This window comes from Pannonibacter sp. SL95, from assembly GCF_026672425.1.
In the GTDB taxonomy this organism is placed as follows: Bacteria; Pseudomonadota; Alphaproteobacteria; order Rhizobiales; family Stappiaceae; genus Pannonibacter.
Genome location: NZ_JAPPRC010000006.1, coordinates 175,736 through 188,117, shown reverse-complemented (window position 1 = coordinate 188,117; position 12,382 = coordinate 175,736). Strand labels below are relative to the sequence as shown.

The 12,382-nt window shown below is 64.1% G+C and carries 5 protein-coding genes; 3 read left to right on the top strand and 2 right to left on the bottom strand.

Annotation, left to right across the window (positions count from 1 at the left end):
- Nucleotides 1-93: 93 nt before the first annotated feature.
- Nucleotides 94-1,509 carry a pyridoxal phosphate-dependent decarboxylase family protein gene (locus tag OVA12_RS17950; protein WP_268139717.1) on the top strand — a complete coding sequence of 472 codons (1,416 nt, stop codon included), beginning with the start codon at nucleotides 94-96 and terminating at the stop codon, nucleotides 1,507-1,509.
- 23 nt (nucleotides 1,510-1,532) lie between these two features.
- Nucleotides 1,533-1,763, top strand: coding sequence for a DUF2798 domain-containing protein (locus OVA12_RS17945; RefSeq protein WP_268139716.1), 231 nt, complete (start codon nucleotides 1,533-1,535; stop codon nucleotides 1,761-1,763).
- A gap of 13 nt (nucleotides 1,764-1,776) precedes the next feature.
- Here OVA12_RS17945 and OVA12_RS17940 read toward each other — a convergent pair whose 3' ends face one another.
- Together OVA12_RS17940 and OVA12_RS17935 are read right to left on the bottom strand one after the other, a co-directional pair.
- The gene (locus OVA12_RS17940) at nucleotides 1,777-4,110 is read right to left on the bottom strand and encodes a S8 family serine peptidase (protein WP_268139714.1); all 2,334 of its coding nucleotides are present in this window, start codon (nucleotides 4,108-4,110) and stop codon (nucleotides 1,777-1,779) included.
- 375 nt (nucleotides 4,111-4,485) lie between these two features.
- Nucleotides 4,486-11,238 (bottom strand): DUF4214 domain-containing protein, encoded by a 6,753-nt coding sequence (locus tag OVA12_RS17935; protein WP_268139712.1) that lies wholly within the window; start codon nucleotides 11,236-11,238, stop codon nucleotides 4,486-4,488.
- A 146-nt stretch (nucleotides 11,239-11,384) separates the two neighbouring features.
- Here OVA12_RS17935 and OVA12_RS17930 point away from each other — a divergent pair, with 146 nt between their 5' ends.
- Nucleotides 11,385-12,275, top strand: coding sequence for a LysR family transcriptional regulator (locus OVA12_RS17930; protein ID WP_268139710.1), 891 nt, complete (start codon nucleotides 11,385-11,387; stop codon nucleotides 12,273-12,275).
- The last annotated feature ends 107 nt before the right edge of the window (nucleotides 12,276-12,382 follow it).

Here is a 12,382-nt window from a genome sequence, read left to right as displayed (position 1 = left end):
CGTACGCCCATTCTTCGACTTGTCGCGATGGCGCGCGCGCGGTACCCCTCTTGCAACCACAAGAAGCCACAGCGCCATCTGGGGAGAATTGACGTGAACAGCGAGGACTTCCGCCACTGGGCTCACCGTGCCGCCGACTGGAGTGCCGACTACCGCGAGGGACTGCGCGAGCGGCCCGTACGCGCCCAGACCCAGCCGGGCGAGATCGCGGCGAAGGTACCAGCCTCGCCGCCGGACGGCGCCGAGGCGATGGAGACCATCTTCGCCGACTTCGAGCGCGATATCCTGCCCGGCATGACCCATTGGCAGCATCCGCGCTTCTTCGCCTATTTCCCGGCCAACGCCGCACCCGTGTCGGTGATCGCAGAGTATCTCGTCACCGCCATGGCCGCGCAGTGCATGCTGTGGCAGACGTCACCGGCAGCGACCGAACTGGAAACCCGCGTCCTCGACTGGCTGCGCCAGGGGCTCGGCCTGCCCGAGGGCTACCACGGCGTCATCCAGGATTCCGCCTCCTCCGCAACCCTTGCCGCTGTCCTCACCCTGCGCGAACGGGCACTCGCCTGGCGCGGCAATGCGGACGGCCTGTCGGGGGCCCCGCGCCTGCGCGTCTATGCCTCCGGCGAGGTGCACACGTCCATCGACCGGGCAATCTGGATCGCCGGCATCGGCGGCGACAATCTGGTGCGCATCCCGGTGAAGGGCCCCGCCCGCGCCATGGACCCTGACGCCCTCCAGGCCGCCATCGCGGCGGACCGGGCGGCCGGCTATCTTCCGGCCGGGCTCATCGCCTGCGTCGGCGGAACCGGCGTCGGCGGCACCGATGACCTGACTGAACTCGGCCCGATTGCCCGCGACAACGGACTGTTCCTGCATGTGGACGCTGCCTGGGCGGGCGCAGCCATGATCTGCCCCGAATTCCGCGGCCACTGGCGCGGCATCGAGTGGGCCGACAGCCTGGTGCTCAATCCGCACAAGTGGCTCGGCGCCCAGTTCGACTGCTCGGTGCAGTATATCCGCGATCCCGACAGCCTCGTGCGCACCCTGGCGATCCGGCCGGATTACCTCAAGACCCACGGCAAGGACGGGATCATCAACTATTCGGAATGGTCCGTGCCGCTCGGCCGCCGCTTCCGGGCGCTGAAACTCTGGTTCCTGATCCGCGCGCACGGACTTGATGGCCTGCGCCAGATGATCCGCAATCATGTCGCCTGGGCGCAGGAACTGGCCGAAAAACTGCGCGCCGAACCCGACTTCGAGATCGTCACCGAGCCGATGCTGTCGCTGTTTTCCTTCCGCTACGGTCCCGGCGCTTCATCAGGCGATCTTGACGCATTGAACCAGCGGCTGATCACGGCCATCAATGATGATGGCCGCATCTACCTGACGCAAACGATGGTGGACGGTCGGTTCGTCATTCGCTTCCAGGCGGGGCAGTTCGATTGCACCCGTGATGACGTGATGATGGCGTTTGACGTGATCACGGAAATCGCGCGTGGGCTGAACTGAGCCCGGTGCGACAGGAGACAGGCATGCACCCGAGATTTGCACCCGTATTGTTCGGCCTGATCGTATCGGGGCTGATGTCCCTGATCGTTTCAGGCATCGCGACCTTCAGGGCCTTCGGTTTCGATCCCGGCTTCGTGCCGCTCTGGCTTCAGAGCTGGCTGGTTGCCTGGGTCGTTGCCTTCCCCACGATCCTGGTTGTCGCCCCGCTTGCGCGCAAGCTTGTGGCCCGGCTGGTGCGTCAGCCCGCCCACTGACGCAAAGACCGGCTCAGAACAGGAACCCGTCGTCGAACAGCGACTGGGTCAGGAGCCGTTTCTCGGCAGATTCGGAGAACCCCAGCAGCAGGGTCGCGTCCGCCGTGCGCGTCGAGGCGACCATGGTGCTCCAGGCCTCGAGACCGCTTTCATCCGGCGTCCGGCCCAGGCTGTTGCTGTAGAAGGCCGCCACCTTTGCCCGCGTTGAGGGCAAGCTGTTGTAGATCGCGTTGAACTCGGCAGAGCGGGTGAAGGCATCGGCGATGTCCATGAGACTGGTGCCGCTGTCGGCCACGTCGAGCCAGCTGCGGAAGCCTTCGGCGTCCGGGGTGCGATTGAACGCGGTCTGGTACAGCCGGTAGAGCTGACCGGCTGTGCCGTCATTGTCGAAGGCCAGCGTGGTGCCGTCCCTGAAACCGATGCGCTCGACACCGGTCAGCAGGTCCTGCTCACCTGCATGCTGCAGGCTGATCCGGTTGCCGTCTGCCACGCCGATCTTGAAGACGGCCGCATCATACATGCTGTTAACCAGCAGCACATCGAGCCCCAGACCGCCCTGATAAAGGTCATTGCCCAGCCCCTCGATGAAGACATCAGCGCCCGCGCCGCCCTGCACCACGTCATCGCCGCGCCCGCTCCAGATGGCAGCGCCACGGTCATGCGCCACGATGCGGTCCCTGCCATCGCCGGTGATCACCGTCGTCACATTGGTCTCGGCGGAAATGCTCAGCGTCCGTCCGCCAAGCCAGGTCTCGCTGGCTCCGGTCAGATCAATCCGGCTCGCCTCGCTGATCGCGGCTGCATTGAGCGTCGTCCGGCCGCTGCTGTCGGACAGGATCCCGGAGCCGAACCGGCCGTGATCGGCAGTGAAATAGTGAACCGTGTCCGCGCCTTGCGCCCGGCCATCCAGCTCCAGTGTTGCTGCCACCCCCAGCGCCGGAAGGCTGACCGGCCGGGCGAACTGCAGTTCGACAGTCCATGTGCCGCCAGCCTCCTCGCCGCGCGGCAACTGCGTCAGGAACTCCCAGGCAAAACCGCTGCCGCTCGTCTCGATGCCCATGTCAGTGCGATGCACGAGGCTGCGGGACCCGTCGGCGGACACGAGATAGACATCGCGCAACGCATCGACGCCCGCCGCCAGCGTCAGTCCCACCACCGCCGTCGACAGGACGAGACCATCGGCAACCGTCACCGTCGCCCGCGCCACCGTTCCGCTGGCATCCAGCGCCCAGTCGGTGAAACCGGCGTCAAGCTGCGTCTGCGGTTGAGCCGTCCGGCCGATGCCCCAGGTCTCCGCGATGCGAACCGCCTGATGCGCATCGACAAGGCCGAAGCCGTAATCGTTGGAAAAATGCAGCCCGCCACCGTTCCAGTTGGCAGCGCCATTGATCTGGCTTGTATGCTGCTCATAACCGGTGGGCGCTGCCCCCGGCAGTGCGCCGGTCGGCCGTGCCGACAGCGCCAGAATGTCTGCAACATCGGCTTGCGTCAGCCGCGCATTGGCCGCCAGCATCAGCGCAACAACACCGGTGACCATCGGCGCGGCGGCCGACGTGCCGCCAAAGCCATCATGAATGTCACCGGAGGCGTAGCCGGCAACGCCGGTCACATCGAGTGTCGTGACGCTGCGCCCCGCACCGGAGGACGGCGCACTGACGAGGATGTTGCTGCCCGGGGTCGAATAGTAGGCAACGTTTCCGGCATGATCGGTCGCGCCAACGCTGATGACGCCATCCATGTTGGCCACCAGATCGTCGGTGCTGCTGCGCCCGTCAAGGCGGCCATTGCCGGCCGACTTGACGATGATCGTGCCGAGGCCCTCGCGGCCATTGGCAAGGGCATTGTCGATGTTGGCGCGAATGCCCGACCAGTAGGACGCCTGACCGGACGCCGAGGCCTGGAAGAAGCCGACCGAATAGCTCCAGCTGTTGTTGGCGATGTCATAGCCGGCCAGCTGTCCCATGGCCTGACGGATCGACATGCCGCCCTCGCCAAAGATCCGAAGCGAGGCAAGATCGACACCCGGCGCAATGCCGACCGGCCCGCCGGTTGCCGCAGACCCGGCAATGATGCCGGCGACGGCCGTGCCATGGCCATTGCCGAAACCGACGGGATCACCGTCGACGCCCGTACGCGCTTCGGTCTGTGCAAACAGCTTGGCCGTGGCTCCCGTCAGACCGGTGTGCCGATGGTCAACGCCATCATCGACAATTGCGACTGAAATGCCCGCGCCACCCGTCTGGCTCCAGACCGATCCGAGGTTCAGGTGCACACGCCCTGCCCCGGAGACCTGGCCTGCGCCATCCAGATACCATTGACCAGTCAGGGCATAAGTGTCGATACGCATGCGCCACCTCAAGTTCTTTCGAGGCAACACTAATCCTTGATGCTATATCGACCGTTTATTCACTTGGTAATCAAGTAATTATATCCGAGTTAAATCATGTAAAGGTTATGGATCTTATAATACATAAAACCGCAACACAGATCGAAACACTCTGTTTACCTAAAAGATTTCGGTAACCACGCACTCCATTTCTCAGCCGTCATCCCCGCCTTGTGCGGGGATCCAGATCCAGCAACGCGCCCTCGTTTGGATTTCGAGGATATCCAGCTCCCATGCAAGGCGGGATGCGCCCCCAACACCAAAAGCCCCCCGGATTGCTCCGGGGGGCCTTGTGCATGGGCCGGAAGGGACGGCCCCTGATGGGTTTGATCGCGCTTAGGCGACCATCAGCCAGACGCCGTCGTCGGTGACGTTGCCGGTGAGCTGGATGTGTTCCGCGCTCTCGGCAATTGCCGTGAGCACGTCGCCACGCGACTTGCCCTCGCCCATTGCCTTGACCCAGCCGGCCAGACCCGCCGGCTCGGCCGAGCGGCCGAAGGCGTTCTCGTAGACCGCCTGCACGAAGCCTGCGTCCGACAGGTTCGCGCCGAAGCGCGAGGCGAACTCCGCCGACTTGACGAAGGCATCCGCGATCGAGGCGAGGCTCGCCTTGCCCTCGCTCAGCGCCTTCGCCCAGCCGCTGAGACCCGCGATGTCGCCGGGCCGGTCGAAGGCCGCATCGAACAGGCGCACCAGCTTGGCCGACGTGGCGCTGGTGTCCAGCTTCAGCTCCGTGCCGTCGCCGAAGACCAGGTGCTCCACGTTGCTCAGCGAAGCCGACTGGCCGCCCTTGGTGCCGATCACCTCGAAGCCCTTGTCCGCCGACAGGATCTTCACATCCGCGAAGTTCGCCGTGAACACCACCTTGTCGGTGCCGGCCCCGCCATCGACCCGCGCCGGCAGGCTCGCCACCTTGATCGTGTCAGCCCCTGCCGTACCGCGGTGCTCGGCGCCTTCGCTCAGGGTCCAGACCCCGTTCTTGACGGCCGCATCCTGGCTCTTCACGTGCTCCTGGCTTTCCGAGATCGCGACGAGGATCTCGCCGCGGCTCGACCCGCCCTGCAGCTGCTTCACCCAGTGGGCAAGCCCCGCCGCATCCGGCGCCCGGCCGAAGGCGTTCTCGTAGACCCGGGCCACGAACGTGTCGTCAGAGAGCGTCTGGCCGCGGGTGAACTCCGGCGAGCCGGCGAACATCTCCGCAACGCTCGACAGGCTCTCGCCGCCCTTCAGCATCTTGGCCCAGTGCGTCAGGCCGGCCGTGTCCGGATCGCGGTTGAAGGCCGCATCATACAGCCGGTGCACGGCCGCTGCTTCCTTCGAGCTGTCCAGTGCCACCCGGCGGATCGAGCCCGGATCATTCGGTGCCGTCACCCCGCCGAGGAACTCGACCGCTTCGATGTTGGCGACGAAGATCGGCTTGAACTGCCCGGCCTTCACCGGCTCCAGGCGGAAGCCGCCGTCGACCGCAACGATCTTCACCGCATCGAAGGCCAGCGGCAGACGCACGGTGTCGAACCCGCCCTTGCCGTCGATCTGCTGCGGCAGTGTCGTGGTGTAGGTCAGCGTGTCGTTGCTGTCCGAGCCACCCGGCACCGGCTGGTTCGGCGTCACCGGGTCGGTGCTGCCACCGCCGTTGCCGCCCCCATTGCCGCCGCCGCCGTTACCGCCTTCCGCCACATCGGTCAGCGTCAGCGTGAAGGTCTCGATGTCCTCCGGTCCCGTCCCGATCGAGGCATCGTCCACCGACACCTTCACCGCGATCATCGACCCGGCCTCGAAGTCCAGCACAGACCCGGCCTTCAGCACCAGCTTGCCATTCTCCACCGCGAAGCGGCTGTCCGACACCGAGATCACATTCGTCCCGATCCCGTCATCCTTCACGCTCACATCCGCCAGCACCCGGTCCGCCGCAACAGTCCCCTCCGCAAGCGTCAGCGCCTTCGCAGACAGGAGAAGATCAGGTGCCTGGTTCGATCCGGTGGATGCCTTCAGCGACAGCACGGTGACATCGTCAAAGGCCACGCCCGGGTTGCCCCAGGTGTAGAGGCCGACGGTGCCCGACGCGATGGACCGGTCCTCGGCGACATCCGGGAACAGGTTCAGGCCGTTCAGCCAGACAGAGAACTTCGTTCCCTGAACATCGACGCGCAGGTCGACGGTCTCGCCCGGCGTGTAGGTGTTGCGGGCGCGGTCGATGAAGCTCTCGCGGCCGTTGACCATTTTCACCAGCGTGGTGAGGCCGTTCTTGGCGTCCACTTCCAGCTTGTAATAGTTGTTGGCGTCCTGATAGCGCAGCATGAAGCCCATGCCGCCCTTGGCCGGCGCCACCAGCTTGGCTGCGACCGAGTAGTCGGTCCAGCTGTAGCCGTCCTGCCACAGCGCTGCCGTGCCCTGGTGCAGGGCATAAATGCCATCACCCAGCGGGCTCCAGCCGCGCTCCCAGACGTCGGTCGCCGAGGCGCCCTTCCAGGTCAGTTCCTTGCTGGTGATACCGCCAGCCTGGACCAGCCGGCCGCCATCGACCTTCCAGTCGGAGGCGCCGCCGAGATCGCCGGTGTCCTTGACGGTCCAGCCGTCCATGTTGCCGTCAGAGAAGGTGTCATGGATGAGGACGCGGTCCTTGGACACGACCTCGACCTTGACCAGATCACTGCTGCTCTTGCCACCGGCTTCCTTCACCGTGAGCATGACGTCGTGCTTGCCAGCTGCCAGATCCAGCGTTGCGGACTTGCCGCTGGCGCTGGCCGTTCCGGCCGACCAGTCGTAGCTTGCGATGCCGGACGGGCCGAAGGAGTTTGCGCCATCGAGCGCAACCGAGACCTTGCCGTCGCCATCGAAATCGACCACGCGGATGGCCTCGCCAGCGTCTGCGGTCAGCACGGCCTTGGTGACGACCACATCATCAAACTCGGTGATGGTCTGGTCCCTGGAGATGACGCCAATCGTGCCGGAGACGAGCGGCTTGGTGTCCTTCACCGGGCCGCCGAACAACACTTCGCCATCGATGCTGGCGCGGATCTCGTCACCGACAACCGCCACCTTGACGCGCATCTCGTCATAGAAGCGATAGCCGTTGGCCTCGCGGGCCAGTTCGGTGGTGACACCGTCCTGGACCTTCACCAGCACACGCTCGTTCTTCTGCGTGTCGAGCGTCAGCATGTAATGGTTGGAAGCGTCCTTGACACGGAACAGCACGCCGACAGCGTCGTCATCATAGGAGTTGATCGACACCTCGAAGCTGTAATCCGTCCAGGCCTTGGCCTCGCTGGCGCCCCAGATCAGCATCTTGGCGTCCGGCGAGTTGGCTTGGTCGAACAGCGAACCGTCCGAATAGGGATTGTTCGGGTTGTTGTAGACCGAGCCCTTCACCAGCCAGCCGGTTTCCTGCAGCTTGGTGATGGCGACGCTGGCATTGCCGAAGGACAGGCTGTTGCCCGAACCACCGAAGTCGATCTGGAAGGCATTCGGATCGCCTGCAGCCAGAACCGGCCCCTTGGCTTCGGGTCCGCCCAGCGCGGCCACCGCATCCTTGGTCAGCACCTGCTCGGTGAAGGTGAAGGACGAGATGAAGATGTCGTTGGTCTCGCCGTCCTCGTCCGCGAACAGCAGGAAGCCCTTCTTCGGATCGAAGGCATAGCGGTCATTGCCGATCGACTGTTCGCCAACCATGACACCGTCGGCGTACTTGACCATCTTGTCACCTTCGATGGTGAAGGTCAGACGGTGCCAGGCGCCCAGGCTGATGCCGCCCGGATAGTTGCCACCGATGCCGATGCCATAGGCGTCCCCACCGGTTTCCTTGATGAAGATGTCGCCGTCCGAGCTGTTGGACGTGTCGCCCTGGAACAAGCTGGTAAACGCGCCGCCGCCCTTTGCCAGGAAGACGTCGTAGATCAGCGTGAAGGCATCGAACTTGGCTCCGCCGTCCGCCGGAGTTCCCTCCGGAACCACCAGCAGCCCGGTGCTCTTGGGCAGCGAGGGCACCTTGGCGATCGTCGCCGTGCCACCGGCGAGCTCCGGCAGGTTGAAGTCAGCGGGCTTGCCCGCCACAAGCTGCGGCAGCGAATTGCCGAGCGCGTCCAGCTTGCTCCAGCCGTTCAGGTTGCCGTCGTTGAACGTGTCGATGAGCAGCGTGTCCTTGCCCTTGACGAAGACCTGCACGGTATCGTCATGGGACCTGCCGTTGCTTTCCCGCGTCGTCAACGTGAACTGATGGCGACCGGAGGCCAGCTCGACCGGCGGCTTCTCTCCGTATGCGACAACGTTGCCGTCAGCGTCACGCCATTGGTAGTTGAGGCTGCCACCGGCCGGTGCCTTGGAGGCCGAGCCGTCGAGGGTGACAGAGACCTTGTCCTTGCCACCCGCGTCGACCGTCTGGTCAGCGCCTGCGTCGGCCCGGCCAGCGACCAGCATGTCACCCGACACGCCAGCGTCACGGTAGACCTCCTGATGCCCGACATACGGTCCCTTGAGGCCGTCGCGGTCCAGCGTCATGCCACCGCGGCCACCGGTCAGGTAGGTGTCCAGCTCGGTGAAATAGGTTCCGGTGTAGAACGTGTCGTTTTCCGGATCGATGGTGATCAGGCGGATGGCGCCATTGCCGCCGTTGCCGCCCTTGGCTTCATTGCCGGCACCGGTGATCTCCTTCGAAACACCGTCCTGATAGTTCATCAGCATGTTGTAGACGGTGCCGCCGAAGTCGTTGTAGCGGATCGTCGTCTCTGCGCCGTCGCCGAAGATGTGGCCCGAGAAGGTGAAGACCACGTTCGGGTTCTTGGTGACGACATCGCGCCACATCGTCTCGCCGTCATTGGCATCGCCCGGATCGGTGCGCACGGCATAGTCATGGCCAGCGCCCTCGTCGTTGAGCGGCTTGCCCAGCGGATCGTGAATGCCATCCCAGTTGGTGTAGGCATGGGTGGTCAGGATCGCGCGGTGATCCGGATGCGACTTCAGCACATCATCCGCCCAGCGCAACACGTCATCGCGCGGGCCGAACTCCAGACCCATCACCAGCCACTTCTGCCCGTCGGGCGCGGTGAAGGTGTGGTAGTTGTTCTGGTAGCTGTTCGGCTCGCGGTCATAGACGCCGCCGAAGGTCTTGCTCTCGGCCTTGATCTTCGTCAGGTCGAAGAACTTGTTGTAGTTGATGTACTCGCGCGAGTGACCGCCACCGTCATGGTTGCCGGGCGGCAGCAGGAACGGCACCTTGCCGTCGATGTTGGCCAGCGCCTGCTTGACGATCGCATACTGCCCTTCGGCGTCCCACTGCGTGATGTCACCCACGCCAGCCAAGAACTGGATGTTCTGGTTTCCGGCGTTGTCGGCAATCCACTTGGTCATGCTCTTGAACACCTGCGCGCCCATCGGGTCGTCGGTGTAGTCCTGCGTGTCCGGGAACACGGCAATCGTGTAGGCCTTGTCGCCCGTCACCAGATAGCGGACGTTGTCGGTCACCGACTTGCCGGAGGAGTCGGTTGCCGTGATCGAGAGGTCGGAGACGCCGAGCTTGCCGAAGTCGAGCGTCATCACGCCCTTGGCATCGATCTTGGCATCAACGACAGCGCCATCGGAGGTGGTGACCTTGTAGGACAGGTCCTTGCCGGCGAACACCTTGGTCAGGTCGATCGCCTTGTCGTCCGCCCCCACCTTGATCAGGCTGTCGGCGAGCGGCGCGATGATCTTCAGGTCAACCGGCGTCGTGCCGCCGCCATCACCCGGGTTGGTGTCATCCGGCGTGCCATAAGGCTTGAGCGTGCCCTTGCCGGCGGTGGCCGTAAGATCACCCTTGTCGAAGCCGAACTGGACGAAGTTGAAGCCCTGTCCGCTCATGTCGGCCGGGCCATTGAGGCTCACGCCGCCAAGGCTCTCGACATAGTCGGCAGGTGCCGCCACTTCAGCGAAGGTGACCGAGCTGACATGCAGCGGCCAGGTCTCGCCATCGTCGTCGTTGAACAGGGTCAGGCCGAGCTTCGGATCAATCGTCGCGCGGGCGGTGTCGACCGTGGCGGTGCCGAGTTTCTTGCCGTCAGCAAAATAGGTCAGGACCGACTTGCCGGCGTCGCCTTCCGTTACGGTCACGGTGACACGATGCCAGGCACCGAATTCAAGCTTGCCGGAATAGTTGCCACCGAGGCCGATGGAGAAGGTGGCGCCGTCACTGCGCAGGAACGTCTCGCCATCGCCCTTCATGTCGACCTGGAACAGCGAACCGAACTGGTTCATGCCATCGGTCTTTTCGACCAGCAGATCGAAGGACAAGGTAAAGTCTTTCACCGGCACCTTGGCATCGGTGCGGATGACGAGGCCGTTTTCGAGGCCCGTCGTGGCCCCCACCGACATGATGGTCAGGTCCTGGTCCGGCAGGCGCACCTGACCGGCGGTTGCCATCGGCACCACCTTCACCGGCGCGGCGTCGCCGATCACCTTGAGGCTGCCAGCACCGCGGCTCGCGTTCAGCGCGCCTGCGGCAAAGTTGAATTCGGCATGGGGCGCAGCCTCCTTGTCGGTGAGGATCGCACCTGCGGTGCTGCCACCAAGCGCGGTGACTTCCGACGCCGTCATCGTCCGCGCCACAACGGCGAAGGCGGACAGGTCCAGCCCCCAGGTCTCGCCGCTTTCATCATTGAACAGGCGCAGACCGTTGGCATCGCTGAGGCTGAAGCGATCGGTCGGCAGCTTCTGGGTTCCCAGCAGCACACCATCGGCGAAGCGGTTCAGTGTCGAGGTTCCATCGCCGTTGTCAGCGAAGGTCACCACAATCCGGTGCCAGCTGTCGGCAGCCATGGTGCCGCTGTACTTGCTGTCGATGCCGAGCTGAATACCGCCGGCGGTGTTTTTCAGGAACAGATCACCATCAGACCCACCGGCAGCGCCCAGCTGCAGGATCGAGGCAAAGTTGCCCTTCATGCCCGACTTCGGTGCCAGCAGGTCATAGACCAGCGAGAAATTCTTGGCCGGGGCGGTCAGACCGTCGACCTTGACTTCAACGGCCTCTGCATTGGCAAGGCGGCCGGCTTTCAGGACGTGCTTGTCCTGCGGCGACGGCAGGGAGGTTGCAGACAAACGCTGGAAAAGAGGAGTGCTCATGACAGGCTCCGTTTGCAGGACAAGCCGCGTTCCTGGGGGGCGGGAACTGCCGGGGGAAGATCCGGCCAGCGGCGTTGGCGTTTACAAACCGTCAACCATTGCGAAATTCCATTTGAAAATACGATTATCAATGATAGGCTTAGCCTATGAAATTTCAGCAATTACGCGCATTCTATACCGTTGCATCCGAAGGTGGCGTCGGCCGGGCCGCCCGTCGCCTTGCCGTCACGCAGCCGACGTTGTCCCAGCACATCAAGGCTTTGGAGGATCGTTTCGGTGTCGCATTGTTCGAGCGCGACGGTCGCAAGTTGCGTTTGACGCCGATGGGCGAGCGGCTCCTCAAGATGACTAGCCAGCTCATGACCACATGGGACGAGATCGAGAATTTATTGAATCAAAACAATAGTGTGAACGCTGGACGCCTGCGCATCGGGTCGGATGCGCCCATGCATGCCGTCGAATTGTTACACCGTTACAGGGAACTCTACCCGAACATCGACGTCTCGATCCGGGTGCAGCCGGGCGGCAGCGTGCTGGAGCAGCTCGAGGCGGCCAACATGGATGTCGCCATCCTCGTGACACCTCCCGCAGGGGGAGATTTCTACCTCCAGCCCCTCAACTCCGAACCGTTGATGGCGGTGGTGCCAGCCAAACACGCCTTCGCCGGACTGCGCTCCATCAGCCTCGCCCAGCTCAGCGAGGAGACGATGATCCTGCGCGAGAAGCGCAGCATGACGCGCGCCGCCATCGAGGCAGAGCTGCAGGCGAGAAACCTCTCACCGCGATCCGTGATCGAGATTTCCTCACGCGAAGCGATCCGCGAGGCCATCGCGCGCGGCATCGGCGTTACCCTGATGGTCACCAGCGACTGCGTGCCCGATCCCCGCCTTGCCAACGTGCCGCTCGACATCGAAGACCGCACCACGCATCTCACCGAATATGTCGTCACCCGTCAGGACCGCCGCCGTGCCCCGGTCATCCGCGAGTTCCTCGACATCGCCCTTGCGTACTCGGGCGAGCTGTCGCGCAAACGTTGATCCCGTCCTAGGCCAAGTGGCCGTTCAACACCCCTGCGAACGGCAAGTTACAACCTTTCCACACGTCAGGTATGCACTCTGACTAGCTTGCGGTCTCCCGGCTACCC

Coding starts and splice junctions, on each gene's coding strand:
- OVA12_RS17930 (WP_268139710.1), top strand. CDS start 11,385: ATGAAATTTCAGCAATTACGCGCATTCTATACCGTTGCATCCGAAGGT.
- OVA12_RS17935 (WP_268139712.1), bottom strand. CDS start 11,238: ATGAGCACTCCTCTTTTCCAGCGTTTGTCTGCAACCTCCCTGCCGTCG.
- OVA12_RS17940 (WP_268139714.1), bottom strand. CDS start 4,110: ATGCGTATCGACACTTATGCCCTGACTGGTCAATGGTATCTGGATGGC.
- OVA12_RS17945 (WP_268139716.1), top strand. CDS start 1,533: ATGCACCCGAGATTTGCACCCGTATTGTTCGGCCTGATCGTATCGGGG.